Source organism: Aliiroseovarius pelagivivens (assembly GCF_900302485.1).
Classification (GTDB): Bacteria; Pseudomonadota; Alphaproteobacteria; order Rhodobacterales; family Rhodobacteraceae; genus Aliiroseovarius; species Aliiroseovarius pelagivivens.
Genome location: NZ_OMOI01000001.1, coordinates 1 through 26,298, shown reverse-complemented (window position 1 = coordinate 26,298; position 26,298 = coordinate 1). Strand labels below are relative to the sequence as shown.

Genomic DNA, 26,298 nt, shown 5'->3' with positions numbered 1-26,298 from the left:
ATGCCGCATATCCGAATAGAATATACGGGCGAAGCTGATCTGGGCATGCAATCGCTGTGCGAGGCGCTGCTGGATGCGCTTTCGGCCCATGACGCCATTCCCAATCCCGCCTCGATCAAAATCCGTGCACTGCAAACCGCCTATGCGGTCATGGGCAGCGAGGCGCAGAGCTTTGCTCATGCGCAATTCGCACTGCTTCCCGGCCGGTCCGAAACGGTGAAATCCGAGCTGGCAGGGCTGATCCTGACCACCATGCGCGCCCATCTGCCGCAGATCGCCAACCTGTCAGTTGACGTCGAAGACCTCAGCCCTTCCTATGCCAAAGACGTTCTCTAAGGAGTGACCCACATGGACGACCAGACCCGTATCGAGATCGAAGCCGCCGCCTTTCGCCGTCTGCAAAAGCACCTGATGGAAGACCGCACCGACGCGCAGAACATCGACATGATGAATCTGGCCGGCTTCTGCCGCAACTGCCTTGCCCGCTGGTATCAGGAAGCCGCCAACGAACGTGGCATCGAGATGTCGAAGGAAGAAGGCCGCGAAGCGTATTACGGCATGACCATGGCCGAGTGGAAGGCGAACTACCAAACCGACGCCAGCCCGGAAAAGCAGGCCGAGTTCGAAGTAGCGTTCAAAGAAAACGTGACGGACAAGCAGTAAGCCTTACGCAATCTGTGCATATCTGCACCTCGCCTGTTCGCACGCACCGGTTATGCAAAACGGGCGCGGGTCTTATCTAAGCTCCAACGAAAGGACCTGATATGACCCGCATGCCCACATACTTCATCTCTCATGGTGGTGGCCCGTGGCCGTGGTTGCCCGAGATGCGCCGCGGCTTTGCCGAACTGGAACGCACGCTGGCCGCCATGCCATCCGAGTTTCCAGAAAAGCCCAAAGCGGTCCTGATGATCTCGGGCCACTGGGAAACGGCGGATTTCGCCGTGATGTCCTCGAACGCGCCGCCGATGGTCTATGACTATACCGGCTTTCCGGCCCATACATATGAGATCACCTATCCCGCACCCGGTGCGCCCACGCTGGCCCAGCGCACGGCGGATCTGATCAAGGCGGCGGGACTGCCCACGCATTTGGACGATCAGCAGGGGTTTGATCACGGGGTCTTTGCACCCATGGCGGTAATCTATCCCGAGGCTGATGTTCCCACCTATCAAGTGTCGCTTCAGCATGGGTATGACCCTGCGGCCCACTTCGCCTTGGGACGCGCCCTTGCGCCCCTTCGCGATGAAGGCGTGCTGATCGTTGGGTCCGGCCTGAGCTATCACAACCTGCGCAATTTCGGCCCCGGCGCACGGGTTCCCTCGACCGAATTTGATACTTGGCTGAATGACGTAATGCTGCGCGACCCTGAAGAGCGCACACAAGCGCTGCTGAACTGGGAAACGGCGCCGTCTGCCCGGATCGCCCACAAGGAAGAAGATCACCTTGCCCCGATCTTTGTGGCGCTGGGGGCTGCTGAAGCTGATGCCTCGACCGTGACCTATCACGAAGAAGGCATCTTTGGCGGCGTCACAGCCACCAGTTTCCGTCTGGGATAACAAAAAACGCCCTGCGATGAACCGTCACGGGGCGGTTTGGTTCCGGCATGGATTTGCACGGCCAGTCCAAGCTCACACCCAGTTCGTCCACGCCTAGAAACTAACCTGCGATAGCTCTATCGCCTTTCCCCCTCTCAGGTGATATGCTGCACTGCAGAAAAAGCATTTGGAGGCTTGACGCATGAGCGGTCGGATCATCTGTGTAGCGCAGCAGAAGGGGGGCGCGGGCAAGACAACGCTCGTATCCAACTTGGCAATCGCATTTTTGACAGAGGGAAAAAGCGTGGCCCTTTTGGACACGGATCCCCAAGGCAGTCTTGGTAAGTGGCTGGATATTCGCGAAGAAACACTGGGCGAGAATGAAAACCTTCGGTTCGCGACGGCAACCGCCTATGGGATTTCACGTGCCATCCGTGGGTTCGTAGCCGAGGCCGATGTCATCTTGATCGACACGCCCCCGAAGGCCGACAGCGATGTGCGCTGGGTTCTAGCCGAGTCGGATCTGGTGCTGGTCCCTGTCTCAGCCAGCAAGGCCGATGTCTGGGCAACCAACGACGTTCTGGACTTGGCGGACCGGGCTGGGAAACCAACGAATGTTGTCATGAACCGCACACGCAATGGGACGCGCGTTGGCGAACAAGTGGCCAATGCGGTCGCCGAGCTTGGGGCTAAACCGTTGCAGTCATCCCTGTCCAGCAGAGTGATCTATGCCGAGGCGCTCGGTCGCGGACTGGGTGTGTTGGAAGCGAAACGAACTGGTCCCGCGGCGGACGAAGTACGCACACTGGCGGCCGAGGTGGCTGCCGCTTTGAAGCTGTAAAGCAGCACGCACCTGTTCAACAAAAAAGGGGCCGCGTCTGCAGCCCCTTTGGAATTCGATACCTTTTGGCTTAGACGGCCTTCTTCAGGCTCTCATCCAGATAGATCTCGCGCAGGCGCAGGGCCACGTTGCCCGGCGCGCCGTTGCCCAGCGCTTTGCCGTCGATTTCCACAACCGGCATCACGAAGGCTGAGGCCGAGGTGAAGAAGGCTTCGTCGGCATTCTGAGCTTCTTCGATTGTGAAGTTGCGCTCTTCGATTTCCATCTGGGCTTCTTCGGCGAAACGCAGAACAGCAGCACGGGTGATGCCGTGCAGGATGTCGTTGGACAGGCCGCGCGTGATGATCTTGCCGTCCTTCACGATGTAGACGTTGTTCGAGGTGCCCTCGGTCACGAAACCATCTTCGATTAGCCACGCATCATCAGCGCCCGCCGCCTTGGCCATCATCTTACCCATCGACGGGTACAGCAGCTGAACCGTTTTGATGTCGCGGCGACCCCAGCGGATATCGTCGATCGAGATCACTTTCATCGGCTTCACAGTCGCGGCCAGACCCGGCTTGTTCTGGGTGAACAGAACCACCGTCGGCTTCACCTTTTCAGGATCCGGGAAGACGAAATCACGGTCACTGTCAGCGCCACGCGAAATCTGCAGATAGACCAAACCCTCGTCGATCTCGTTCACGCGCACCAGCTCGCGGTGGACCTCTAACAGATCCTCTTTCGAAATCGGGTTCTCCATCCCTAGCTCGTTCAGCGAACGTGCCAGACGAACGGCGTGACCTTCGAAATCAATCAGCTTGCCGTTCAGCACGCTGGTCACTTCGTACACCGCGTCCGCAAACAGGAAACCACGGTCAAAGATCGAGACGCTGGCTTCGGTCTCGGGCAGGTATTCTCCGTTCACGTAAACGGTGCGGGTCATGTCAGGTCTCCTTCATGTGACGCTGCGGGCCATTTGACCCGTGCGGCATTTCCTGTTTGGGGTGTTGATACAAATACCGACGCCAGAGTCAAAGGAAACCCCATGCCCAGCGCCACGCAATCCGCCGCCATCATGTTGACCGCCGGGATTGGCATTCCGGTTCTTGCTGCGCTGAACGCCGCTTTGGGGCAGCGCATGGGATCGCCGATTGCGGCGGGGTTGATCCTGTTCGTGGTGGCGTTTCTGACCACCGGCATCGTGTTTCTGATGTCCGGCGCGTCGCTGAAAGGCGCGGTGGGATCTCCGCCGCACCTGTTCTTTGCGGGCTGTCTTGTGGCGTTCTACGTCCTGACCATCACATGGGTTGCGCCCAGCTTTGGTGTCGGAAATGCCGTGTTCTTCGTGCTGATCGGCCAGTTGATCGCCGCCGCAGCCATCGACCACTTCGGCCTGTTTGGCGCGAATATCACGCCCTTGACCTTCTGGCGCGTGGCCGGAATTTCGGTCATGGGCGTAGGCGTTTTCCTGACCCAGATTGCAGGGCGCGGCTGACATTAGCCCCAGAGTGCGGCACTAGGCGGGTGCACACCCGCATCGTCAAACAAAAGCGGCGTCTCGCGGTCTTCGGCCAGCAGCAGCGGCCCATCCAGATCAGTGACCATCGCGCCTTGCGCGACCAGCGTGGCCGGCGCCATGGCAAGGCTTGAGCCGACCATGCAGCCAACCATCACCTCATAGCCCTCGGCCAAGGCGGCCTCACGCAGGGCCAGTGCCTCGGTCAACCCGCCGGTCTTATCCAGCTTGATGTTCACCACATCATACTTGCCCTTCAGCTTGGGCAGGCTGGTGCGATCATGGCAGCTTTCATCAGCGCAAACCGGCACAGGGCGATCCATTCCGATCAGCGCATCGTCTTCACCCGCAGGCAAAGGTTGCTCGACCAGATCGACGCCCAAGCGCACCAGATGCGGAGCCAGATCGGCATAAACCTCGGCCGACCAGCCTTCGTTGGCGTCGACGATGATGCGCGAGGTGGGGGCACCAGCGCGCACAGCCTCAAGCCGAGGCATATCGTCCGGCGTACCCAGCTTGATCTTCAACAGAGGTCGGAATGCGTTCTTCGCGGCCTGCGCCTGCATCTCAGCAGGTTCGGCCAATGACAGCGTGTAGGCCGTGATCTCGGGGCCCGGCGCGGTCAACCCAGCCAGCTCCCACGCGCGTTTGCCCGCACGCTTCGCTTCCAAATCCCACAACGCGCAGTCCACGGCATTGCGCGCTGCACCCGCAGGCAACAAGTCATACAACGCCGCACGGGTCACATCCGCAGGCAGGCCCATGATCTCGTCCGTCACACTGTCCAGCGTTTCGTCATAGCGCGCATAGGGCACACACTCGCCCCAGCCCACATGATCGCCATCCTGAACCCGAACGGTCAGAACCTTCGCTTCGGTCCGCGAACCGCGCGAAATGGTGAACACCTGCGCCAGTTTGAACACGTCCGGAGTGACTGAGATTTCCACGCGCCTGCCCTCATTTTCTTACTAAAAATATCTCGGGGGTCCGGGGGCTGCCCCCCGGTCCACCTTCAAAGCTTAGATCGCTTCCAGCGCATCCACCAGCTTGCCCGCGCCATAGCGGAACGGGTCGGTGGCCGGCAGGCCCATGTCAGCTTCGACCTTGGCCAGATAGGCTTTGGCATCGTCATCCGACATGTGCTGCGTGTTGACCGAAATGCCGATCACCTGACAGGCGGGGTTCGCCACTTTGGCCAGCCCCAGCGCCATATCACGCAGCTCTTCCAGCGACGGCTGCGTGTATTCGGGCAGACCGCGCATGTGTTCGCGGGTCGGCTCGTGCGCCAGAACCAGAGCGTCTGGTTGGCCGCCATGGATCAGCGCCATGGTTACGCCCGAGTACGACACGTGGAACAGCGAACCCTGACCTTCGATGTGATCCCAGTGATCGTCGTCATTGTCCGGGGTCAGATACTCGACCGAACCCGCCATGAAGTCAGCAATCACGGCGTCCAAAGGAACACCGTCGCCAGTGATCAGAATGCCGGTCTGACCGGTAGCACGGAAAGTCGACTTCAGGCCACGCTCGCGCATTTCAGCATCCATGCACAGCGCCGTGTACATCTTCCCGACCGAGCAGTCGGTGCCCACGGCCAAGCAGCGCTTACCGGTACGTTTCTTGCCGTTTGCGATCGGGTACTCGACCTCGGGGATGCGTACGTCGTGCAGTTCTTGGCCGGTGGCTTCGGCAACGGCGACCAGATCAGGTTCGTCGCGCAGCAAGTTGTGCAGGCCCGAGGCCAGATCGAACCCTTCCTCCAGCGCCGTCACCAGCACCTTTTTCCACTCTTTGGAAATCACACCGCCACGGTTGGCCACGCCAACAACCAGCGTTTTAGCGCCGGCCGCCTTGGCTTCCTCCAGCGACATGTCGGTCAGACCCAGATCCGCGCCGCAGCCTTCCATACGGAACTGACCCACAGCGTTGTCAGGGCGCCAGTCACGGATGCCGATGGCCACTTTGGCTGCCAGCTGGTCTGGCGCGTCGCCCAGGAACAAAAGATACGGGGTCTTGATCATGGCCGTGGCCCTTTCGATGAGTGGTTGGAATATCCTTCGCGTCATTTTGATGATTCATCAGCGGATTTTCTTGCGAAGTCCCCTCGCAACGCAACAAATGCACAAGATCTTACGACATATTGACGATTTATCGGGATTTTCTTCGACGCATTGCCAGCTTATCCAAGAATCCACCCACAATGCTGCAAGCGCAAAATAACCTTGCGCGCAACGCAGCAATTTAATAACGATTGCACCCAAGAAAACGCAACATCATTACCGAAAGGCCCGTCATGTCCTTCCGACTGCAACCTGCCGCCCCATCCCGCCCGAACCGCTGCCAACTGTTTGGCCCGGGCTCGAACACCAAGCTGTTCCCGAAAATGGCGGCCTCGGCTGCCGACGTCATCAACCTCGACCTCGAGGACTCGGTGGCCCCTTCGGACAAAGATGTGGCCCGTGCCAACATCATCGAAGCGCTGAACACCATCGATTGGGGCAACAAATACATGTCGGTGCGTATCAATAGCCTCGACACCCCTTATTGGTATCGCGACGTCGTTGACCTGCTGGAACAAGCTGGTGACCGCATCGACCAGATCATGATCCCGAAAGTCGGCTGCGCTGAAGACGTCTATGCCGTGGACGCGCTGGTCACCGCCATCGAACGCGCCAAGGGCCGCACCAAGCCTGTCAGCTTTGAAGTGATCATCGAATCGGCTGCGGGCATCGCGCATGTAGAAGCCATCGCGGCCTCGTCGCCTCGCCTGCAGGCCATGTCGCTGGGTGCTGCTGACTTTGCAGCCTCGATGGGCATGCAGACCACCGGCATCGGCGGTACGCAAGAAAACTATTACATGATGCGCGAAGGCGAAAAGCACTGGTCCGACCCGTGGCACTGGGCACAAGCCGCCATCGTCGCCGCCTGCCGCACCCACGGCGTCCTGCCGGTCGACGGCCCGTTCGGCGACTTCTCGGACGACGAAGGGTACATCGCGCAGGCCAAACGCTCGGCCACATTGGGCATGGTTGGCAAATGGGCCATCCACCCGAAACAGATCGCTCTGGCGAACGAGGTTTTCACCCCGTCGGAAGAAGCCGTTTCTGAGGCGCGCGAGATCCTAGCCGCCATGGAACAGGCGAAAGCCAATGGCGAAGGCGCAACGGTCTACAAAGGCCGTCTGGTCGACATCGCGTCGATCAAACAAGCCGAAGTGATTGTGGCACAGTCCGAGCTGATCGCCGGAAGCTGATCCAATTCAAGAACAGACCCCGACTGGCCCCGCGTTTTCGCGGGGCTTTTTTTGTGTCGAGTCAATCTTTTGGAAATCGCAGGCGGTTCCTAAAACTGCGGGCGGCGGCACCGCGTGTTGCCGCCCTTGCTTCTCGTGGTGACCTTTAAAGTCCGATCAGCACCTCAGACGTCGCGACAGCGGCAAAGCTGAGGGTCATCAGCAAGACCAGATAGCTGGCTGTGAAAGCGCGGAAAGCGCGGCGTTTTGAGAATACGGCCTGTGTCATATGTCTGCTCCCTTCGCGTTTGGCGCGTGGCGTGATGCAAATGGCCCAAGCGGCCATCTAATTAACCAACGCGCGAGCCGGGGATTCCCGTCGCTGGAATCGACATTTTGGGTGATCTGGATTTTCGCGCCCCGTTGCAAAGCCGCTTCCCAAGCGTCATATAGTCATGAACATTGTGTAATCGGGCAGGCCCATGACCAACTATCTCGAGTTTGAAAAACCGCTGGCTGAAATCGAAGGCAAGGCTGAAGAGCTACGTGCTTTGGCCCGCAACAGTGAAGAGATGGATGTCGAAGGCGAGGCGCAAGCGCTGGACGCCAAGGCCGACAAACTTCTGAAAGAACTGTACGAGGGTCTGACCCCTTGGCGTAAATGTCAGGTGGCCCGTCACCCTGATCGCCCGCATTGCCGCGACTATATCAACGCGCTGTTTACCGAATACACGCCGCTGGCTGGCGACCGGAACTTTGCCGATGACCACGCGGTCATGGGCGGTTTGGGCCGCATCGGCGACATCCCCGTCGTCGTCATGGGTCAGGAAAAAGGCCACGATACCAAGACGCGTATCGAACGCAATTTTGGCATGGCCCGCCCCGAAGGTTATCGCAAAGCCATTCGCCTGATGGATCTGGCTGATCGCTTTGGCCTGCCCATCGTGGCACTGGTCGACACCCCCGGTGCTTATCCCGGAAAAGGCGCGGAAGAACGCGGTCAGTCCGAAGCCATCGCGCGCTCGACCGAACGCAGCCTGAACGTAAAATCGCCTGTCGTCTCGGTCATCATTGGCGAAGGTGGCTCGGGCGGTGCGGTTGCACTGGCCACGGCGAACTCGGTCATGATGCTGGAGCATTCGATCTATTCCGTGATCTCGCCAGAAGGCTGCGCGTCGATCCTGTGGAAAGATTCCGAGAAGATGCGCGAAGCGGCTGAAGCGCTGCGTTTGACGGCGCAAGACTTGAAACAAATCGGCGTGATCGACCAGATCATCCCCGAACCGATGGGCGGCGCCCAGCGCGGACGCGATGAAACCATCGCCGCGGTCGGCAAAGCCATCGAAGCCGAGTTGAAAGAACTTCTGAAGCGCCAGAAGGGCGACTCGCTGTTGAAGGAACGTCGCGAGAAGTTCCTGAAGATGGGCTCGAAGGGTCTGGCGGCCTAACATCCGGATCACGCTTTCGTGGGGCGGGTTGGAAGCCCGGCCCGCGTCCACAATATTCACGGGAACCACACATCAGGAGGGTTCCCCGTGGATTGGAAAGCATTTCTTGCAGAAACCGAAGGCAATATTGGACATCTGGCCAAGGACATTCCGGCCACGATGAAGGGTTTCGGCCAGATGGGAACAGCCGCCAAGACCGACGGCGCGCTGAGCGAGAAAACCAAAGAACTTATCGCCCTTGGCATCGCCATCTCGACCCGCTGCGACAGCTGCATTGGCTTTCACGTGCGGTCACTGGTCCGGCTGGGCACCACCCTTGATGAATTGAACGAGGCCTTAGCCATGGCGACCTATATGGGCGGCGGCCCATCGCTGGCCTACAGCGCCAAGGCGCGTGAGGCCTATGCGCAGTTCAGCGCCTGACGGCTACCACAGCGTCGTTTTCGCGCGTTCAGGCCATTCCTTGTCATAGCTGGCCCCGTCAAACGCGCCGGACGTCATCTCTTTCAGCATGTCGCCCACGCTGGGCAGGTCTGCGCTTTCATCGCTGGCGCTCCAAATCTTCGAGCGCATGATGGCGCGGGCACATTGGGAATAAACCTCGCGAATCCGGATCACGGCCACCGTCCGGGGCTGTTTTCCGGTTTTCTCGAACCGGGCGCGCAGGTCGGGATCGGCGGTTAGCTTGGCCTCGCCATTCACGCGGACCACATTGTTCGAACCCGGCACCATGAACATCAAGGACACGCGCGGGTCGCGCACGATGTTGCGCAAGCTGTCGATCCGCTCGTTACCGCGCCAATCGGGCAAGGCAAGGTGACGATCATCCAGTTCAAGCACGACCGGACCATCATCGCCACGCGGGCTGCTGTCCGTGCCTTCCGGGCCGACCGTCGTCAGAATGCAAAAGCGGGATGCCATGATCCAAGCGCGATAGGTGGGGGTCAGATGATCGGCGACTTTAACCAAAGAGGCCTCTCCGGGCGTTCCGTAGAGCGCTTCAAGTTCTTCGGTTGTCTCGATGAACTCCATCATCCCTCCAGCTTAAATCCGGCCTCTTCCATCAAAGCATCCGAGCCGCTTTCCACCACGTCCTCGATCCGCTCCATAAACTCGCTCAACCCAAGCCCCGGTTCGATCGGGTCGTGGAACTCGAGCACTGCAAGCCCGGGATGGCGCATGATCCCGTGGCGTTTCCAGAACACGCCCACATTGGTCGACGCGGGCACGACAGGTTGCCCTGTTTCCTTGTAAAGAACGCCTGTACCAACCTTGTAGGGCTTCTTGGCCCCCGCAGCGACACGCGTCCCCTGCGAGAAGATCACAAGCTGCCCCGGCTTCTTTTGCCCGTCTTTCACGGCGGCAACCATCTGCTTGATCGCGGCCCCCTTCTTGCCGCGATCAACCGACACCGAGTTGGTATAGATCGCATAGATGTTGATGATGGGCGCCCATTTCAGCTGGCTTTTATAGATGAATTTCAAACGCGGCAGGACCGAGGCCAGTAGCAGGATGTCAAAGAACGACTGGTGTTTCGCAGCGATCAGAACCTCGCCGGTTGGCACCTCGCCCCGGATCTCACTTTTCAGCCCGATCATCCACGACGCCGTCCAACGGACCCAGTTGCAATAGAAGTGGATCACCTTGAACGCATTGTCGCGCTTGATCCACACCAGCGGCACACCCACGAAGCCGACGATCGGCAGCATGATGTACATCTGGGTGATAAACAGAAGCGAGCGCAGCCATTGAATTGCGTTACGCATCAGCGTTTCTCCTGCAAGGTTGTCAGGGCGGCCTGACGGGTGGCAAGGAACGCCACCAAAGCCGCGAAGGGTGGGATCAACAGGGGCCAGAGCCACTGACAGCCTTGAAGGCCAAGCCCGGTCAGGAAGCCGCCTTCGGCCCCCGCCGATGGCAACAGGAACAGTGCAAGCGCGCCAAGAATGGTGCCAACTGCCGAACCGCCAAGTGCGCGCAGCGTATAGCGGCGCACAAAGGCGTGGGCGATATAGCTGTCACGCGCACCGATCAGGCGCAACACGCGGATAACCTGTTCATTGGCGGACAGCGCAGCCGAGGCCGCCAGCGTGATCACCACACCGGCCAAAGTCGTGATCAGAACAATCGACACCAAGCCCAACGAACGCAACCGCTTGGCAGCTTTCACCAATGGCTCGCGCCACCGCGCGTGGTCATCCAGAATGGCGCCGGGCGCCTCGCCGGCCAATCGGGCACGCAAACCATCCGCGTCTATCCCGTCCTCATCCTCGATCACCTCAACCAGACGAGGGATCGGCAGCCGGTCCAGAGGCAAATCCGGGCCGAACCACGGCTCAAGCAACGCGCGCTGCTCTTCTTCACCAAGGGGACGCGCCTCTTTCACGCCGGGGGTGGTTGCCAGAATCTCGGTCACGGCCAGAAGCTGCGCGTCCATCTGATCAGCCGGGGCTGAAATGCGGATCGTGGCGCTTTTGGCCAATGCGTCGCCCCAACGTTCGGCAAGCCGCCCGGTTGCCAGAGACAACGCCAAGGCAAACACCGCCAGAAACGCCATCGCAGCCGAGGCAAATACGGTCAGACGCGCGGTAAATCCGGTGGGCGGGACGACGCGATCCGCCTGTGCGTCACCGGACAGAAAACGAAGCAGATTGGGCAAAAGATTTTTCACAGATCTGCCCCCGCCGATGCGACCTGATGGTTCGATATCCGCAGCACACGCGCCTGCACCTGCGATTTGGCAGACCGGATCAGGTTCATGTCGTGGGTGGCAATCATCACGGTCTTGCCCATGCGGTTCAGTTCGACCAGCAACTGAAGCAGACGCACGGACATCTCCCAATCCACGTTGCCCGTCGGCTCGTCCGCCAGAATCACATCCGGTGACATGATCACGGCACGCGCCAGCGCCGCCCGTTGACGTTCACCGCCTGACAGCTCGGGCGGCTTCGCATGGGCCTGCCGCTCCAGCCCGACCCAGGCAAGAAGCTCTTGCAGCTCGGACGGATCGTGCAGCGCACGGCCCGATACCGTCAGCGGCAGCATGATGTTTTCAGCAAGGCTCAGATGATCCAGAAACTGGCAATCCTGATGCACGACACCGATCCGGCGGCGTACGTCAGCCACGTCATCACGCTGCATTTCGCGCACGTTCTGGCCGAACAAAGCAACACTGCCCTGTTCCGCGACCAATTCGCCATAGCACAGCTTCATCAACGTGGTTTTACCCGCGCCTGACGGCCCCGTTAAGAAATGAAACGACCCCTGCGCCAGAGACATGGTCACACCGGACAACAACGTCCCAGTGCCATAGCCATAAGCGACCTGTTCCAGCTCGATCAATTTGATGCCCTCGTGCTTGCTTGGCGCCAGTTGTGCCTCAGCTAGCGGATTGTTTCAATGTGCGACACAGGAGTGTTTGATTTTCACAAGCTTTTTGCTCATATTACTCTTGATTAAGGCGAGTAATATCCAGCCAGTCTCAGGGGATTGAGTATAAAATGCGTTTAGTTTGCCCCAATTGCGGCGCTCAGTACGAAGTTGATGATCGCGTTATGCCCGAAGAGGGTCGCGACGTTCAGTGTTCGAATTGTGGTCACGCCTGGTTTTTCACCCCGCCACTACCCGCAACAACCGAGGTTGAGGACAAACCCGAGCCGAAGATCGAGATCCCGGCTCCGCAGGCGTCCCATGTCGACGAAACACCAGAACCTGATCCGATTGCCGACCCAGCCCCAGAAGTTGAACCGAGCGTCGATAGCCCTGAAAGCGAAGACGAAACCGAAGTGGCGGAATCTGTAGAAGATGACGGCGCAGCAGAGGTAGAGGACGCAGCCGAAGAAGAAGACGCAGCCGAAATCGATGACGACGTCGAAGTCGAAGTCGAGGACACGCCCGATACTGCCCCTGACGAAAGCGACGAGAGCGATAACGACGTCGTAGATGACGCCCCGATCCCCGCCGCAGCTGCGCCCCGCAAAGAGGTTAGCGAAGAGGTCAAGCAGATCCTTCAGGAAGAGGCCGAGCAAGAGCTACGTGCCCGCGAGGCTGACCATCAAGGACTTGAGACGCAGCCGGATCTTGGATTGGACTCAGCGCAGGACGATGCCGACAAGGAGCTCACTGCTCGCATCCGACGTATGGAGCTTGACCAAGGCGATGTAGAAGAAGAGATCCAGGAAAAGGATCTGCGAAGCCGCGACATGCTTCCGGACATTGAAGAGATCAACTCGACCCTCGACGCGCCGGACACCCCAGACGAAACTAAGATTGATTTAGGACCGTCGGGAACCGAAGCCGCTTCTAGTGGGAAAGGGTTCCGTCGCGGGTTCAGCCTGACAATTTTGCTGGCTGTGCTGCTGGTCAGCATCTATGTACTTGCCCCGCAAATCGGCGAACGTTTCCCACAAGCTCAGAGCGCACTAGAACAGTATACCGCGATGGGCGACAGCCTCCGGGTCTGGCTCGAGGGGGCCATGCAGTCCGCAGTCGAAAAAATGCGCGGCCTGATGGACACCTCCTCAGGAGGTTGAGTTAGCCAAAAACCCTTCCTTTTCAGGAGGGGTTTTTGATTCTGGACTCAGCAACCTTTCGCCACGGTCTGGATGAATGGCGGGATGTAAGCTCCGGCCAAGTACATGCCGGGCTATTTCAAGCAAAGTTGCACGTAAGTTTTCCCGACAGTCGGGTCACGCGCGGCTGGGTTCCGGGACCGTAAGGATGCTGCTCAACTGGGCTGCGGCCTCTTCATCGACCAAGTAGTGCGAGATGGTATGCGCATAGTATTGTAGCAGCGCCACCTTGTCTGGGTCCGACTTCAGCTGGCCAGCCTCTTCAATGACCACTCCGCGTGACAACAACACCTGAAGACCAAGCTCGCTGGCATTCGGGTCGTCGGCCTCGTTGATCGCGAGCGGTACTTCGGCCGTGCGCAAGCGTTCAATCAACTGCAGGACCTCCCGGCGCAACTGCCGACGCGAGATCACTCCATCCTTGTCGCGGATCACGGTAGCCACCAGCGACACCGGCAAGACTGGGATCATGTTGGCGATCTGTCCGATGATGTTTTCTGCAATCGGCGCCACGATGGCCTTGCGTCTGGCATCATCGAGCGTCTCGACAGACTCTTCATGCTCGGTCAGCCATTTACGAACCGAGAACGCCGGGCCGAAGCTGACCGCCGCCTGCCCGAACCGTTGACGCCGGATACGCAGCAATCGCGCGATCATCCCCAAGGAATGCCAGGCGGTGCTGCGGATCGTGTAAAGTCGGGATTTCTTGGTAAACCCCTGATCCTGATGCGCCAGAAGCGTCATATCTTCGGGCACGCGGTCATAGTTGAAGGCGACGGGGATGAAGACGATGTCGCGTGTTTCCCCTGTGCCAAGGCCCGCCAAGATGTATCGCATCAGCCCCAGCTTGATCGGCTGAATCGCACCGTCGCGGCTAAGCCCGCCTTCAAGAAAGATGCCCTGAGGCATGCGCGCGCCGATCATCATGTGGACATACCGGGCCAGCACGGTCTTGTAGAGCCTACCCTGAGATTCACGTCGAATTATGTAACACCCACTCATCTGCATGATCCGATTGACCGGCCAGACCGACGCCCATTCCCCCGCGGCAAAGGAAATCATGCTGGTGCGGGCCGCCAGATAGCTAAGCACCGCCACATCAAGGTTCGAGCGGTGATTGCCGACCAGCACGATGCTGGCGTCCTCGGGGATATCGGCATAGGCATCGGGCGGCAGCTGTTTCACAATTTGGATATCATACATCGAGCGCAGCCAGCGCCGCGCCAGCCAATACCCAACATGGAAATAGAACAATGCGAAGAACGACGGCATCAGTTCGTCGATATAGGCGCGGGCTTCTGTCTCGGCTGCTTCGTGACCGTCGGTTTCAGCGGCGTCCTCGATGGCTTGCTGCACAATCGGATCGTTGAAGAGACGTTCGGTCAGCACCCGGCGTGGAACTTGCAACACCTTGGGCAACGGTCGGGTCAGAGTGGTGTTGAGCCGTGTCTTGAGATCACGCTCGCGGCGTAGCAGCGCCCGGCGCACCAGCGGTTCGACGATATAGGCCCGTGCCCCGAGCAACGCCAACGCAAGAACCGGCAATGCCAGCCAGATAGGCAGAGCGACCTCGCGCTCCAACACTATTCTGCACCTCGATGAGGGATGTCGTCGAATATGGCGCGAAGCCGGTCCAGCGGCCGCGCATCACGCCCCAGCCGAAGTGGAACAGTGAAATGCCCACAGGGCCAGATGAAACGGTTTTCCATCGGCAGGTTCCATTTATCCTGCAAACGTTGACCCGAGGCAAAATGCGTTACCCGGTCTTTGCGACCAAGGATGCTGATAATCCGCTCGGGCGGCATGACTGGAAGGCCCATCGGGTCAAGCTTGGACAACCAGTCCTTCTGCATGTCCTTGTTCCAGCCAAGCTTGGCCAGCGGTTCGTGAAGCCCCCAGATATCGGACAGGTCACTGTCGGTGGCCACATCCCCGACGTGTTCACAGTGGGTCATCAAGAACAGGGCATCGGGTTGCAACGCTTTGGGCCAAGTCTGCGCCCGGATAGCCGCCATCTGGGCCGCTTGTGCGCCAAGGCTGCTGCCGCCGAATGCGACGGGTCCGGTACTGGTCCGACGGGCCCAATCCATCAGCACGGCCCACTCCTTGTGTTGGGCAGTGAAATAGTCGAACTCGCCCATCGGCGCACGCGACAGGAACATTTCGCCGCCGTAGTACCCCTCGGGTACGCGCCGCCCATGCCAAGGGCCTTCTGGCCGGATCACGCGGATACCACGGCGCGGCAACATGGCGATCGGGTCGACCAGATTGCGCCAGTGGTCAAACTCGACGCAGATGCCGTGACCAAAGATCAACGTAGGAGGGTTCTCGACGCCGACGGGCTCGTGCACGCGGGCATAGACATCATCTCCGAGATGTTCCGCCGGCGAGGCAAAGCGGATCCAGTAATCCCGACCCGAAGGCGTGGGCACGCCACGCGACACCTGTACGGCGGGCATGGCGACGGGTGGCTCGAATAGGCGTTCAAATTCAGCGCCGGTAACGCCGTAAGTCGCCTCGAACTCCTGCGGTGTGGCAAAGGCAGGATAGACGGTGGTGGCCAGCCAGAGCCGCAAATAGGTGAAATACCGTCGGGTGGCGTTGAACCGGCTGCGGGCATGCAGGCGCGCCTCTTCCAATGCGGCGAGATGGCGGTCCGATACCTCGGTGGGGCCAAAGAAGTTCTCATGCCAGAAGAACTCGACACTATTGATGTTGGCGCGTTCACGTTCAAAAATTCGTAGCGCCCGACGCAACCTGCCTCGGGTTCTGATTGGACGTGTCAGGGGCGCGGCCTCGGCAAAGGCCTCGATCTCGCCATTTGCGGCGCGTGCGGCAGCCCAGAGCCGCGAAAATGGAAAGAACAACCGTTTAAGAGTTTGCAGGATCAGCCAGTCCAGCCAAGGCCGGGCGAGGAGCTCTCCAACCATCGACGCCATGATGCGTTGCGCCATGTTGAGTTCCCGCTGCGTGGCAGGTTTCCTCGATGTGCGATCAAGCAATTCGGGATCATTTGTTGCGCTGACCTGAGGGTCTTCCATTCCTTCGCTTGATCCCCTTGCCAGCCGCGTCTCTTCTGACGCTCTATTTTCATGAGTGGTTCAGTGCCAGCAATGCCGACAACCGGAACAATGGCCCGGGTTGGCCTCAGTTTTTCGCATGCTCACACGCAAAGCCATGACACAGATCAATGGTGCCTCGACCGCGATTGGATCATGACGGGGGCGCTGAACCGGGGACCAGCCATTCATCTGTCACTGAGTCCGAACGTTCCTTCGTGCGCGCAAGGCGCTGCTCTTGTGCGCAGCACCAAGCCTTTTCCCAAACAAAAAGGCCGCCCAAAGGCGACCTTCAAGTATCTGATTACCAATCAAGTTTCTGGCAGCGGGACCACCCGAATACAAGGCGCACCCAGTTTGATGGGGCGATCAAGCCATCGCCTAGTTTCAAGTCAAGGCTGGCTCCTACCACGATGAAGATGGCTCATTCCGCGTCGCGCAATACAGCCTCATGGTAGGAACCATAGTTGTTTAGCTCAGAAGCCAACCTCAAGCTGCAGGGTAGCGCCGTAGCTTTGGAGCGGGGCATTAGAGGTCAAGCCGGTCAAATAGGCGCCCGTTGTAATGGTCAGACCATTTTCCGCACGGTAGCGCAGACCCAGATCAACGCGGCTGTTCCAGCTGTCGCCAACCGAGATGTAGTTAATCGCCGGCCCGCTAGCCGCTGTGCGGTAGTACGAACCTGACAGTCCACCAGTGAGCGTCAACTCACCTCGCGACACAGCAACCGGCGCCTCGAAGTCAATCCCCAGATCAAACTCTGTCAGCGACACCGATTGTCTCGGAACCAGGTTGTTGAGCCCATCTAGATACGCCTTCTGAGCGTCGTGCACATGGCTGATGTTCAGGTTCGGGAACAAAAGAGCCGAGCCGAGCTGATACTGGCCCTCAATCCCAACCTTGGCCAACAACCGGCTGCTGGTGAACTGGTCAGTGAATGTACCGAGCGGCGAGATTCTGTTGTGGCTTTGACCTGCAAGCAGTCGAGCCTCGAGGAAGAGCGGTTGATCGCCAAGGCGACGGACCATGTACGGACCCGCCAACCAGCCGGTGCCGGTCGTCCAGATGCCACTGTCCGACATCTGTTCAGAATGGTCCAGCTGGGCCATGATGCCGACGAGCAGGTTCTCATTTTTGACAATCTGTGTGCCAAAAGAGAACAGCCCATAGGTTAGCTCCGTAGTTCCGGACTCACTATGTGAGCCTTGGAACGTGAACCATGCTGGCCCACCCGCGCCACTGGCAAAATCAACGCCCATGGCGCTACTGCTGATGGTGGCATTAAAACGCCCACCCGAACGGCCACCCAAGAACCGCGTCAAATTGGGTTGGTTGGAAATCAGAGAGTGCGCCCGATTTTCCATGAAGTAGGCAATCTGCTCGCTCGAAATTGCGGCCGAGTCGATCGCAGATGTTGCGCTGGCCCCGTTTGTATCATTGCCAGCCGCATCCTGAGCAGCCCCTGCAGATACCGCCACGGTGACATCGCTGGTATTTCCAGGCGTCACAGTTGCGGTCCAAACCGGCGACCCACCTGCGAAGTTTGACAAGTTACCCCCGGTAACAACAACATCACTCGCGTCAAAGCCTGTCACGTTTTCAGCGAATGTGAAGGTCACAACAAAAGTATCGCCCGGAAGATAGGCGCCGGGGACACCGCTGATTGTTAAGCCAGGGGACGTTGAATCATACTCTATGCTTAGCTGCGTCGCAGCGGCATTGCCGTTTCCAGCCGCATCGGCCGCCACGTTCGCGGCCACATTAACGGTGACGTTGCCGTCGGCCGCTGGGATGACGTTGAACGTATAGGTCGTGCCCGATCCAGCAAAGCTGGACACGCTGCCGTTGCCGACAGAAACATCCGTATCTGCAAAACCTGTCACCGCCTCTGAGAAGGTCACTGTGACCGGGATCGGGGACGTGTTGGTTGGGCTGGTCGCGGTTGAAGTGATCGTCGTGGTGGGCGCTGTCCCATCATAGGTGATCGCAAACTGCGTCGCAGCGGTATTGTTGTTGCCAGCCGCATCGGCCGCCACGTTCGCGGCCACATTAACGGTGACGTTGCCGTCGGCCGCTGGGATGACGTTGAACGTATAGGTCGTGCCCGATCCAGCAAAGCTGGACACGCTGCCGTTGCCGACAGAAACATCCGTATCTGCAAAACCAGTCACCACCTCTGAGAAGGTCACTGTGACCGGGATCGGGGACGTGTTGGTTGGGCTGGTCGCGGTTGACGTAATCGTCGTGGTGGGCGCTGTCCCATCGAAGGTAATCGCGAACTGCGTCGCAGCGGTATTGTTGTTGCCAGCCGCATCGGCCGCCACGTTCGCGGCCACATTAACGGTGACGTTGCCGTCGGCCGCTGGGATGACGTTGAACGTATAGGTCGTGCCCGATCCAGCAAAGCTGGACACGCTGCCGTTGCCGACAGAAACATCCGTATCAGCAAAACCAGTCACCACCTCTGAGAAGGTCACTGTGACCGGGATCGGGGACGTGTTAGTTGGGCTGGTCGCGGTTGACGTAATCGTCGTGGTGGGCGCTGTCCCATCAAAGGTAATCGCAAACTGCGTCGCAGCGGTATTGTTGTTGCCAGCTGCATCGGCCGCCACGTTCGCGGCCACATTAACGGTGACGTTGCCGTCGGCCGCTGGGATGACGTTGAACGTATAGGTCGTGCCCGATCCAGCAAAGCTGGACACGCTGCCGTTGCCGACGGAAACATCCGTATCAGCAAAACCAGTCACCACCTCTGAGAAGGTCACTGTGACCGGAATCGGGGACGTGTTGGTTGGGCTGGTCGCGGTTGAAGTGATCGTCGTGGTGGGCGCAGTGTTGTCGACCACAAAGCTTTCATTGGCCCCTGTCGGCGCCACATTTGTCAAAGCGTTACCCGCAGAATCAGAGATGCCGTGCGATCCTGAAAGGCCCAGGGTCACGGTGCCGCTCAGGCCAGCCAAATTGCCACCTGAGACTGTCACGTCATAGGCATTGCCCCCGGCGCTGGAAACGGTCGCCGTTCCCGTTGTGCCGGAAGGGGCGAATGAAGCGGCGGACACACCGCTGACGGCTTCGTTGAAGGTCACGCGCCATATCAAACTATCGGCATTGGTCGGCGAAGCAGCCGGATTTTGGCGGGTGATTGAGGATACCCGCGGCGGCGTTGTATCGCCTGCATAGGTTCTGGTGAGTTGCAGCGCGGCGGTGTTGCCACTTCCGGAAGAATCGACTGCCACATTGGCCGCGACATTAACCGTAATCGTTCCGGGGCCAGAGGGAGTAATATTCGCCGAATAACTGGATCCGGATCCCGAGAATCCAGACAGGGTTCCTCCTGTGACCGATACATCTCCTGAGACGAAGTTGCTCACTGATTCCGAGAAGTTGAAGGTCACCGGAATGGGATTCACACCTGTCGTACTGCTGGTCGTCGAGCTGATGCTGACCGACGGGGGCGGATCAAAAGTAGCCGTCAATTGACCCGGGCTGGCCGGTGTGCCGCCGCCTGCCCATCCACCACTTGGTTGCGTAGCCGACCAGTCAGTTCCATTCACGACAGCGTTGATCGCGTCACCGTTGTCCGTATCACTTGCGTGAACCGTGTATGTTCCCGAGCAAGTAATTGTCTGGTTCAGGCTTGAGGTGGGCAACCCCGAACAGGTAGTTGCACCGACGCTTCCGGATACCGGTGTGCCAAATTGGTTGAAAAACGTCGGAGTGATAGAAACACTTCCGACCAGGTAATTTCCGGTATGATAGCTATATGTGTAAGTGAGTGTTTGGCCGGCGGTCGTGTAGGTCGAGGATGACAACGACCACGATAGAGTCTGAGCGATGGAAGCAGTTGAAATGATCGACAGCAGCATCGCTACGAACAGTATCTTCACCTGTGCGACACGATCTAGTATCTTTCTGCTCAAGCCTGCCGCTTCTCGCGTTTTCTCAAAAGACACTTTCTCGTTGGCGCCAAAGCACCCTTTTCTCATCCACACTAGGCTATCCCCTTCTAGTTGAATAAACCTGACCGCAATTGGGATTTCATGCGCCCCGCGGAACCAAAAATTATCCAACCATTCCAATATTGTCGCGCTTCCGCAGGAAACCTGCAGCTCCGCGCCACGTTTTGACATGATGGTTAATAAGTCAAGCAATTCTGCTGCACGTGGTATTTTTTATTCCCCTACGTCACCCGAAACCTTATTCAGACCTGCGCCATGCGCCCTTACACACAGAACTGCTCATGGAAAACCACAGCGGACTAGGAACGCGAGCTCGTAAAGGTCACCACGCAAATCGCCAGAATAATCGAGGCCATCACCGAAGGAATTTTTCATCCCGGCTTGAAGGCGAAGATGGATGATCTTGAACATCGAAAAACGGCGCTAGGAACCGAGCGAGCCAGCTTAAAACCCGAACAACCTGTTCTTCACTGACATCTAACGGGGCAAGGTCGCCGATCCAGCGTCGCCGCTGAATGATCAGACATCAAAAAGCGAGACCGCGGAAATCACCTCTCGCGTTCCACCTCTTGCTCCGTGAAACGCTTCCAATTGCTTCCACAAGCAATCACCCAAACAAAAAGGCCGCCCAAGGGCGACCTTTAAGTACCTGATTACTAATCAGCTTTTGGTTGCGGGAGTAGGATTTGAACCTACGACCTTCAGGTTATGAGCCTGACGAGCTACCGGGCTGCTCCATCCCGCGCCAGTAGTATTGCGTATATAGTCCCGGGCTTCGGGAAGCTCAAGCGCAATCGGCAAAAAAACTGCCACAAAATGCGAAGTCAGTTTCCGGCTGGTGACACCGCTGACTTAGTTCGCTAAGTCTTTGGGAACAAATGAGGGTTTCATGGACGGCACACTGGCCATTTTGTTTCTGCTTACAGGGTTGATCGACATGTTGGTCAATCACTGCGATCGTGGTTGCGTCAAACCCGCGATGGAGATCGCTCGCCACACCATGTCTGCGGGCAGCGTCATATTTGAAGCAGATTCGATTGGGGGCGAAGTTTACTATCGACACGACCTTCCCGTCAGTTTCGGACCGTTTCGCCCGGTTGTTGGCCTGTCTGTTGATAACCTTGGCGATGTCTGGATCGGTGCCGGGGCTGTGAACGAGTTCCGCATGCCAAGCGGCCCCGGATTTGCAGAACTCAGTTTCGTTCCAGGATGGTGGATGCGATCGAATGATGGGCCGCGCTTGGGGTATCCGGTCGAGTTCCGATCCGGCATTGAAGCTGGCGCTTATCGCTCTTCGGGTGAACGCATTGGGATTTCTCTGGACCATCGCTCGAACGGAGGGCTTGGACACCCCACTCCAAATCCCGGGCTGGAAACCTTGCTTCTACGCTACGCGCAATAGGGTCACATCGCTTTGGTGTGAGCAGATGCAGGTTCTGCGATTGGAGATCCGGCATTCGCGACCTTGTACGCCAGATCCAACGAAATCATTGCGTCCAACGCCAGACGGAACCGCGTATCCCGCTCGGCGCGACGCCGAAGCTGCTCGACATCCCAGCACAGTAATTCGCCATCTGTGGCCATCAGCGTGGTCGCCGAAGCAGCTTCGTTGGTCAAAAAGGCAACTTCACCCACGAAGTTGCCACTGCGCATAGAAAACACGCTTCCCTTTTTTCGGATCTCAACCCGTCCAGAAATTACGTAAAACAGTGACGTCACTGCAGACCCAGAGGTTGTCAGAACCTCGTTTTTCATACGTGTTTCGCGACGGGCCAACAGCACGAGTTGGCGGAAATCACCTGGGGGCAACGCTTCGAATTCAGGATACAAATCCTTGTCACGGTTCGGGATAATCCATTTGGACTTTCTTAAGAAAAGGCTGGTCAGTCCCACAATATTTGCCGTGCCGGTGGCCGCGCTTGCCCAGATGGCTGCCCATAGCGGGCTGTCTGCAACAACTGCATAGTACCAGATATACAGCCCGGTCCCGACAAGCAGCATAAATCGCAGCGCTATCTGATTGATAATCAGATAGCCCAGAACGAAAGCCGTAGCCGCAGCTATTACTAAGATGTCAGATAGCACGGACTGGCTCATTGGTTAGTTCGGAACGATACTTTACCCATTGTTTGACAGGCTAAACTCAGACGTCTTCCCCAGTCAAATCACCCAGAATCACCGTTTCTTACCAAAGTTGAGCAGGCACCCGCCCGAAATACACGGCGCGGGTGCCTGGTCGCATCAAACAAAAATGAAATCGCCCGCATCCAAATCGGTCGCCGTGAAGTCTTCCAACGTGATGCTGTTGCCCTGATATTCAATCACCGTATTCGAGCCATCCTGAAAGATCGTCAGGTCGGAAAACTGAGTTGCATGGTTCAGCTCGATCTTGTCGCCTTCGGAATCGTCGAAATCTTCGATCCAGTCATGTTCCCAGTTGTTGCTCTTAAACACGAAGGTGTCCGCACCATCATCGCCACGGACGCGGTCATCCCCCTTGGTCAGAATGAAACGGTCGTCTCCATCCCGGCCTCGGAAGAAGTTATCCTTTTTGTTGTCGCGGAACACGTCGTTGTAATCGGTTCCCCCAGCGCCTTCGATGCTGACCAGTGTATCGGTGTTCCCGAAACCGTCACGCGCCGTCCCCGCTTTTAGGTCGACCTTTACCCCGTCCGTGCCGCCTTGCTGGTCATCTCTTCTATACTGGACGTAGTCAAACCCACCCCGACCATTGATATAATCGTTGCCGGCCAACCCCATGAAGGCATTGTCTTTCTTGTCCCCATAAAACGTGTCTTTCATGTAGGTACCACGCACACCTTCAATGCTTTTGATCGTGTCAACCTTGCCGTCGTACCCGCGAATTGTGCCTTTGTTGAAATCGACTTTGATACCTTTGGTGCCAAGATGGGGGTTCCAATAGACTTCCATATAGCTGACGGTATCCCAGCCTCCGCCGCCGTTATAAACGTCGGCTCCGCCAAAGTCAGAGATATAGTCGTCCCCCCCTTTGGCTTTCACCTTGTCGTTGCGATAGCTAGTATTGATGCTCTCACCAGTCCAATCACTATCAGGGCCGCTACCATCGTTTGAGCCAATGAACGTCGCCCCTTTTGCATAGATCGCTCTACCCAAATCGTAGAGGTCGTTGCTGCGCAACTGCGCTGACAACCAAGACAAGCTGATGTCTAGACCTGTGATCTCCATGATGAGATCGCCATTTTTGTTGTAGTAACGGATCGTCTTTAGCTTTCCGCCGATAAACACAGTATCCCCAGCATCTGGGCCAGTCTCGATTGTGTGTTCCACAGCGTTCGCAAATACAAGTTCGGCCCGATATGGGCTGCGCGTCGGGTCATAGGGCCCGTCGTTACCGTTATAGACAAGCGTCGCGCCACTCGAATTCCAAGTGTTCACATTATAGTCATCGGTGTTCAGGTCACCCCAGCGGTATGCACCCTGGTTTCCATTAAAGTATGTAAAATTCGGCATTTGAAAGCCCCTCCCCAAAGCAGTCATTTCAAATCAGATACAATTATCCGACTCTGCAGCTTTGGAGACAGGTATAGATATTGATACCTTTACAGCTGAATCAGGCGATCCATTATCGCGATTGCCACTGCTTGCTCGCGTGTTTTGGCCTTTAGTTTCTTCTTTGCTGACTGCAAATGCTTCGCGACCATCGCTTCTGATACTCCCATGGACTGCGCAATCCGCGCATTCATGAGACCGTTAGACAGATAAGCCAACGCCTCGCGCTCGCGTCCTGTCAGCTTGACCCGCACTGGGATAAGGTTTGGCGTTTGCGAATCCATCTCTGGCCATCCGATCCAAGGCAGGATCTGATTGATGGCGGATTGCACAGCTTTCCGGATGCCATGACGCCGAAAATCACTGATGCTCATTTTCGAGCAATATGAAAGGTTGCGCACTATTCCGTTTAAGCTTCGAGGCATCGAGTTTGAAACGATCAGCTTATAGCCGCAATCAAGCACAAACCCTGAAAACTCACGTTCAGCTTGAGACTTTGCGTTGGTGAATGCACGTTCAGCGCCCCAGACAACCGGTCCTCCATTTTGTGCCGCATGCGAAACTAAGGAATCTATCCGGTACATTTCTCGTTCGACATAGGCGTCAACGACATGCTGTTCGAGTGAACTTTTAAACCATTTCACCTCGCCCGTACTCGCCTTAATAGCTGAAGCTGTAATCGCATCTGCCCCAAGTTGATTCAGTATGGTGTTTGCCGTGTTCCACCGCTCATCAAATGATCCGGCGGCCTGCATCTCGAACGAAATGTTCGCGATAATATGAGTATCAATAGGTCTCATCAATTAGGCGATAAATGAATTTTCTGCCCCCGATTGTAGCAGAAAAATGTACTCAGGTCGAATTTGGCCCGCTTTCACGCAAAACGCCGGCAGCTATTTAGCTTCCGGCGTTGGTATATTTGTCATCGTCTGAGAGAATTCTTACTGGGTCTTTATTGGGTTCGGCGGTGACCTACTCTCACACGTCTGAAATTGCCGTCGAACCCGCGAATTGAACCTTTATCCAAATCAACTTCGATACCTTTGATGCCGCGAATGGGGGTCCAATAGACATCCATATAGCTGACGGAATCCCAGCCTTCGCCGCTATTTGCGAACAATCAGCCCGATGGCGATGCCGCCCAACACAAGGATTGAGGCCGTGACCTCGCGCAATCCAACGGTTTCCCCCAGCAAGATCACCCCTGCCAGCATGGCGATCACCGGAACCGAAAGCTGAACGAGCGCGCCAGTGCTGGCGCCCAGTTGCGGAAGGACACGATACCAAAGCGCATAGCCAAGGCCGGATGTGATCGCGCCCGAGGTGACGGCCAAAAGAATACCGGGGGTGGACAGCGTCTCGCCCCAGACAAACGGCAGCGTGACGACTAGGACGATAGGCGTGGCATAGATGAAATTCCATGCAGTTGCCTTTAACGGCTCCACTGCACGGCGCCCGATCAAGGAATAGATACCCCACCCTATTGCCGCGGCAGTCATCAAGATCAAAGGGAGCATGGAAAGCTGCACACTTTCTGTCGGCCAAATCAGATAAGCCAGCCCCAACATTGACACGGCCATGCCGCCCCATCTGAGCACCGGGATCCGATCCCCCGCCCGCACCGCGCCCGCAAACATCGTGACTTGCACGATGGCGAACAACACCAGAGCCCCCAGCCCCGCATCCAACGCGACATAGGCAAAGGAAAAGCCCAGAAGATAAGTGGCAAGCGCCCCGGCCGAGATCCAATCAGGCGCAGGGCGTTTGGGAGCAGCCCTCTGCCCCAAGACCATCAACACCCACAACATCACCGCGCCGGAAACTACCCGTATCGCGGCAAAGCCAGCAGGACCGATGGCACCCTCGGCCAACCCCGCCCGGTTAAGCAGAGAGTTCGCCGCGAAAGCGGTCATGGTAAGGAGGGTGAGGGAGAAGAGGCGCATGCTGGTTCTCTGCTTTGGCAATCCTTTTCACCTTGCAGTTTATAAGTCTCCTATCAAGCCATGCTCACAAGGAGTTCACTCAACGGCATCCTGAAAGGTAACGACTTCGAATGTTCAACTGGTCAATTCGGGGACCGCAGACACCTGTAGGAAGTCGCGTGTTAGACGCGTGAAGTGGACAATCAAAGCGGTAAGACTTACAGGTTTCCCCTTAGCAAGAATGTTTAGTGCTTGTTCGATAAATACTTAAGCACAGCGACTTGGATTTTGAGTGCAAGGTAACCAAACGCAAGCAACCAGATCAAGGACAGAACTATTTCCCACCATCCAGAAGGCACATCCAGTTTAAATCTGAGCGTTGTAATTGCCCAAGGAAGCCCCAAAATAATCAACAAGGCGATAGTGTAGTTTTTCTTCATGCTTATTTACCATATGCGAGCAAGCAGGTGAGGCAGCCGAATGCATTGTATCAATGACAACCTTGATAACCCGACCGTGAGCTTGGCTGGATCGGGGTATGAATTGTTCTACTTATGGTGTTTCAACGACATTTCTAAGCCCTCGAATGCAAAACGCCGGCAGCTTTTTGCTACCGGCGTTTTGTATTTAAGTCATCGTTTTGAGAGGATACGCTATTTGGTTCTTTATTAGGTTTGGCGGTGACCTACTCTCCCACGC

Annotated in this window: 26 protein-coding genes and 1 tRNA gene; 10 read left to right on the top strand and 17 right to left on the bottom strand. The window is 57.4% G+C overall.

The genetic code is table 11. The features are described 5' to 3' along the window. From ALP8811_RS00130 to parA, 4 genes are all read left to right on the top strand, one after another. A complete protein-coding gene (locus ALP8811_RS00130; RefSeq protein WP_108855187.1) occupies positions 1–336 on the top strand; it encodes a 5-carboxymethyl-2-hydroxymuconate Delta-isomerase in 336 nt (111 codons plus the stop codon). A 12-nt stretch (positions 337–348) separates the two neighbouring features. Then, entirely contained in the window at positions 349–663 is a 315-nt protein-coding gene (locus ALP8811_RS00125) for a DUF1244 domain-containing protein (RefSeq protein ID WP_108855186.1), read from the top strand. 101 nt (positions 664–764) lie between these two features. Next, the gene (locus ALP8811_RS00120) at positions 765–1,559 is read left to right on the top strand and encodes a DODA-type extradiol aromatic ring-opening family dioxygenase (RefSeq protein WP_108855185.1); all 795 of its coding nucleotides are present in this window, start codon (positions 765–767) and stop codon (positions 1,557–1,559) included. Between the two features lie 181 nt (positions 1,560–1,740). Continuing rightward, the gene (gene parA / locus ALP8811_RS00115; protein ID WP_108855184.1) at positions 1,741–2,379 is read left to right on the top strand and encodes a ParA family partition ATPase; all 639 of its coding nucleotides are present in this window, start codon (positions 1,741–1,743) and stop codon (positions 2,377–2,379) included. Positions 2,380–2,449: 70 nt separating this feature from the next. Here parA and ALP8811_RS00110 read toward each other — a convergent pair whose 3' ends face one another. Continuing rightward, on the bottom strand, positions 2,450–3,304 hold the full coding sequence (locus ALP8811_RS00110) for a D-amino-acid transaminase (RefSeq protein WP_108855183.1): 855 nt from the start codon (positions 3,302–3,304) through the stop codon (positions 2,450–2,452). A gap of 102 nt (positions 3,305–3,406) precedes the next feature. On the opposite strand from ALP8811_RS00110, the gene ALP8811_RS00105 reads away from it, so the two are divergent. Next, complete coding sequence (locus ALP8811_RS00105; protein ID WP_108855182.1) at positions 3,407–3,856, top strand: DMT family transporter; 450 nt, start codon at positions 3,407–3,409, stop codon at positions 3,854–3,856. 2 nt (positions 3,857–3,858) lie between these two features. Here the strand turns inward: ALP8811_RS00105 and dgcA are convergent, their stop codons facing one another. Both dgcA and dgcN read right to left on the bottom strand, forming a co-directional pair. Further along, positions 3,859–4,824, bottom strand: coding sequence for an N-acetyl-D-Glu racemase DgcA (gene dgcA, locus ALP8811_RS00100; RefSeq protein WP_108855181.1), 966 nt, complete (start codon positions 4,822–4,824; stop codon positions 3,859–3,861). Between the two features lie 72 nt (positions 4,825–4,896). Next, positions 4,897–5,898, bottom strand: a complete 1,002-nt coding sequence (gene dgcN, locus ALP8811_RS00095) for an N-acetyltransferase DgcN (RefSeq protein ID WP_108855180.1) — start codon at positions 5,896–5,898, stop codon at positions 4,897–4,899. 272 nt (positions 5,899–6,170) lie between these two features. Between dgcN and ALP8811_RS00090 the strand changes: the two genes are divergently transcribed. Further along, positions 6,171–7,130, top strand: coding sequence for an L-malyl-CoA/beta-methylmalyl-CoA lyase (locus ALP8811_RS00090; protein WP_108855179.1), 960 nt, complete (start codon positions 6,171–6,173; stop codon positions 7,128–7,130). Positions 7,131–7,275: 145 nt separating this feature from the next. Here the strand turns inward: ALP8811_RS00090 and ALP8811_RS16480 are convergent, their stop codons facing one another. Continuing rightward, positions 7,276–7,398 (bottom strand): hypothetical protein, encoded by a 123-nt coding sequence (locus tag ALP8811_RS16480; RefSeq protein ID WP_281260680.1) that lies wholly within the window; start codon positions 7,396–7,398, stop codon positions 7,276–7,278. Between the two features lie 193 nt (positions 7,399–7,591). On the opposite strand from ALP8811_RS16480, the gene ALP8811_RS00085 reads away from it, so the two are divergent. Further along, on the top strand, positions 7,592–8,557 hold the full coding sequence (locus ALP8811_RS00085; protein ID WP_108855178.1) for an acetyl-CoA carboxylase carboxyltransferase subunit alpha: 966 nt from the start codon (positions 7,592–7,594) through the stop codon (positions 8,555–8,557). An 87-nt stretch (positions 8,558–8,644) separates the two neighbouring features. Beyond that, a complete protein-coding gene (locus ALP8811_RS00080) occupies positions 8,645–8,980 on the top strand; it encodes a carboxymuconolactone decarboxylase family protein (RefSeq protein WP_219928712.1) in 336 nt (111 codons plus the stop codon). A gap of 3 nt (positions 8,981–8,983) precedes the next feature. On the opposite strand, the gene ALP8811_RS00075 is transcribed toward ALP8811_RS00080, so the two are convergent. The 4 genes from ALP8811_RS00075 to ALP8811_RS00060 are packed head-to-tail and all read right to left on the bottom strand — an operon-like array spanning position 8,984 to position 11,899. Continuing rightward, positions 8,984–9,589, bottom strand: coding sequence for a pyridoxamine 5'-phosphate oxidase family protein (locus tag ALP8811_RS00075; protein ID WP_108855177.1), 606 nt, complete (start codon positions 9,587–9,589; stop codon positions 8,984–8,986). Continuing rightward, positions 9,589–10,323 (bottom strand): lysophospholipid acyltransferase family protein, encoded by a 735-nt coding sequence (locus ALP8811_RS00070; protein ID WP_108855176.1) that lies wholly within the window; start codon positions 10,321–10,323, stop codon positions 9,589–9,591. Before ALP8811_RS00070 ends, ALP8811_RS00075 begins: the two co-directional genes overlap by 1 nt. Beyond that, positions 10,323–11,228, bottom strand: coding sequence for a cell division protein FtsX (locus tag ALP8811_RS00065; protein ID WP_108855175.1), 906 nt, complete (start codon positions 11,226–11,228; stop codon positions 10,323–10,325). The genes ALP8811_RS00070 and ALP8811_RS00065 overlap by 1 nt, the downstream gene beginning before the upstream one ends. Next, complete coding sequence (locus ALP8811_RS00060; RefSeq protein ID WP_245924467.1) at positions 11,225–11,899, bottom strand: cell division ATP-binding protein FtsE; 675 nt, start codon at positions 11,897–11,899, stop codon at positions 11,225–11,227. The genes ALP8811_RS00065 and ALP8811_RS00060 overlap by 4 nt, the downstream gene beginning before the upstream one ends. Before the next feature lie 158 nt (positions 11,900–12,057). On the opposite strand from ALP8811_RS00060, the gene ALP8811_RS00055 reads away from it, so the two are divergent. After that, positions 12,058–13,089 carry a zinc-ribbon domain-containing protein gene (locus tag ALP8811_RS00055; RefSeq protein ID WP_108855174.1) on the top strand — a complete coding sequence of 344 codons (1,032 nt, stop codon included), beginning with the start codon at positions 12,058–12,060 and terminating at the stop codon, positions 13,087–13,089. A gap of 156 nt (positions 13,090–13,245) precedes the next feature. On the opposite strand, the gene ALP8811_RS00050 is transcribed toward ALP8811_RS00055, so the two are convergent. The 4 genes from ALP8811_RS00050 to ALP8811_RS00035 form a co-directional block, all read right to left on the bottom strand. Continuing rightward, positions 13,246–14,712, bottom strand: coding sequence for a 1-acyl-sn-glycerol-3-phosphate acyltransferase (locus ALP8811_RS00050; protein ID WP_108855173.1), 1,467 nt, complete (start codon positions 14,710–14,712; stop codon positions 13,246–13,248). Further along, positions 14,712–16,082, bottom strand: a complete 1,371-nt coding sequence (locus tag ALP8811_RS00045; RefSeq protein WP_146183967.1) for an alpha/beta fold hydrolase — start codon at positions 16,080–16,082, stop codon at positions 14,712–14,714. The genes ALP8811_RS00050 and ALP8811_RS00045 overlap by 1 nt, the downstream gene beginning before the upstream one ends. Before the next feature lie 581 nt (positions 16,083–16,663). Further along, on the bottom strand, positions 16,664–20,317 hold the full coding sequence (locus ALP8811_RS00040) for an Ig-like domain-containing protein (RefSeq protein ID WP_146183966.1): 3,654 nt from the start codon (positions 20,315–20,317) through the stop codon (positions 16,664–16,666). Positions 20,318–20,814: 497 nt separating this feature from the next. After that, positions 20,815–20,891: transfer RNA gene (locus ALP8811_RS00035), tRNA-Met, on the bottom strand. 144 nt (positions 20,892–21,035) lie between these two features. On the opposite strand from ALP8811_RS00035, the gene ALP8811_RS00030 reads away from it, so the two are divergent. Further along, entirely contained in the window at positions 21,036–21,548 is a 513-nt protein-coding gene (locus ALP8811_RS00030; RefSeq protein ID WP_108855170.1) for an acyloxyacyl hydrolase, read from the top strand. A 2-nt stretch (positions 21,549–21,550) separates the two neighbouring features. Here ALP8811_RS00030 and ALP8811_RS00025 read toward each other — a convergent pair whose 3' ends face one another. From ALP8811_RS00025 to ALP8811_RS00005, 5 genes are all read right to left on the bottom strand, one after another. Then, positions 21,551–22,231 (bottom strand): cyclic nucleotide-binding domain-containing protein, encoded by a 681-nt coding sequence (locus tag ALP8811_RS00025; protein WP_181363648.1) that lies wholly within the window; start codon positions 22,229–22,231, stop codon positions 21,551–21,553. Between the two features lie 156 nt (positions 22,232–22,387). Then, positions 22,388–23,665 (bottom strand): calcium-binding protein, encoded by a 1,278-nt coding sequence (locus ALP8811_RS00020; RefSeq protein WP_146183965.1) that lies wholly within the window; start codon positions 23,663–23,665, stop codon positions 22,388–22,390. A 62-nt stretch (positions 23,666–23,727) separates the two neighbouring features. Next, positions 23,728–24,432 carry a response regulator transcription factor gene (locus ALP8811_RS00015; protein WP_181363647.1) on the bottom strand — a complete coding sequence of 235 codons (705 nt, stop codon included), beginning with the start codon at positions 24,430–24,432 and terminating at the stop codon, positions 23,728–23,730. Positions 24,433–24,783: 351 nt separating this feature from the next. Then, the gene (locus tag ALP8811_RS00010; protein ID WP_245924464.1) at positions 24,784–25,590 is read right to left on the bottom strand and encodes a DMT family transporter; all 807 of its coding nucleotides are present in this window, start codon (positions 25,588–25,590) and stop codon (positions 24,784–24,786) included. Between the two features lie 254 nt (positions 25,591–25,844). Further along, positions 25,845–26,039, bottom strand: a complete 195-nt coding sequence (locus tag ALP8811_RS00005) for a hypothetical protein (protein ID WP_108855165.1) — start codon at positions 26,037–26,039, stop codon at positions 25,845–25,847. Positions 26,040–26,298 lie beyond the last annotated feature (259 nt).

What these genes read in the sequence shown, in the direction of transcription:
- ALP8811_RS00130 (WP_108855187.1), top strand. Translation starts at nt 1, where the DNA reads ATGCCGCATATCCGAATAGAATATACGGGCGAAGCTGATCTGGGCATG.
- ALP8811_RS00125 (WP_108855186.1), top strand. Translation starts at nt 349, where the DNA reads ATGGACGACCAGACCCGTATCGAGATCGAAGCCGCCGCCTTTCGCCGT.
- ALP8811_RS00120 (WP_108855185.1), top strand. Translation starts at nt 765, where the DNA reads ATGACCCGCATGCCCACATACTTCATCTCTCATGGTGGTGGCCCGTGG.
- parA (WP_108855184.1), top strand. Translation starts at nt 1,741, where the DNA reads ATGAGCGGTCGGATCATCTGTGTAGCGCAGCAGAAGGGGGGCGCGGGC.
- ALP8811_RS00110 (WP_108855183.1), bottom strand. Translation starts at nt 3,304, where the DNA reads ATGACCCGCACCGTTTACGTGAACGGAGAATACCTGCCCGAGACCGAA.
- ALP8811_RS00105 (WP_108855182.1), top strand. Translation starts at nt 3,407, where the DNA reads ATGCCCAGCGCCACGCAATCCGCCGCCATCATGTTGACCGCCGGGATT.
- dgcN (WP_108855180.1), bottom strand. Translation starts at nt 5,898, where the DNA reads ATGATCAAGACCCCGTATCTTTTGTTCCTGGGCGACGCGCCAGACCAG.
- ALP8811_RS00090 (WP_108855179.1), top strand. Translation starts at nt 6,171, where the DNA reads ATGTCCTTCCGACTGCAACCTGCCGCCCCATCCCGCCCGAACCGCTGC.
- ALP8811_RS16480 (WP_281260680.1), bottom strand. Translation starts at nt 7,398, where the DNA reads ATGACACAGGCCGTATTCTCAAAACGCCGCGCTTTCCGCGCTTTCACA.
- ALP8811_RS00085 (WP_108855178.1), top strand. Translation starts at nt 7,592, where the DNA reads ATGACCAACTATCTCGAGTTTGAAAAACCGCTGGCTGAAATCGAAGGC.
- ALP8811_RS00075 (WP_108855177.1), bottom strand. Translation starts at nt 9,589, where the DNA reads ATGGAGTTCATCGAGACAACCGAAGAACTTGAAGCGCTCTACGGAACG.
- ALP8811_RS00070 (WP_108855176.1), bottom strand. Translation starts at nt 10,323, where the DNA reads ATGCGTAACGCAATTCAATGGCTGCGCTCGCTTCTGTTTATCACCCAG.
- ALP8811_RS00055 (WP_108855174.1), top strand. Translation starts at nt 12,058, where the DNA reads ATGCGTTTAGTTTGCCCCAATTGCGGCGCTCAGTACGAAGTTGATGAT.
- ALP8811_RS00045 (WP_146183967.1), bottom strand. Translation starts at nt 16,082, where the DNA reads ATGGCGCAACGCATCATGGCGTCGATGGTTGGAGAGCTCCTCGCCCGG.
- ALP8811_RS00040 (WP_146183966.1), bottom strand. Translation starts at nt 20,317, where the DNA reads ATGTCAAAACGTGGCGCGGAGCTGCAGGTTTCCTGCGGAAGCGCGACA.
- ALP8811_RS00030 (WP_108855170.1), top strand. Translation starts at nt 21,036, where the DNA reads ATGGACGGCACACTGGCCATTTTGTTTCTGCTTACAGGGTTGATCGAC.
- ALP8811_RS00020 (WP_146183965.1), bottom strand. Translation starts at nt 23,665, where the DNA reads ATGACTGCTTTGGGGAGGGGCTTTCAAATGCCGAATTTTACATACTTT.
- ALP8811_RS00015 (WP_181363647.1), bottom strand. Translation starts at nt 24,432, where the DNA reads ATGCAGGCCGCCGGATCATTTGATGAGCGGTGGAACACGGCAAACACC.
- ALP8811_RS00010 (WP_245924464.1), bottom strand. Translation starts at nt 25,590, where the DNA reads ATGACCGCTTTCGCGGCGAACTCTCTGCTTAACCGGGCGGGGTTGGCC.
- ALP8811_RS00005 (WP_108855165.1), bottom strand. Translation starts at nt 26,039, where the DNA reads ATGAAGAAAAACTACACTATCGCCTTGTTGATTATTTTGGGGCTTCCT.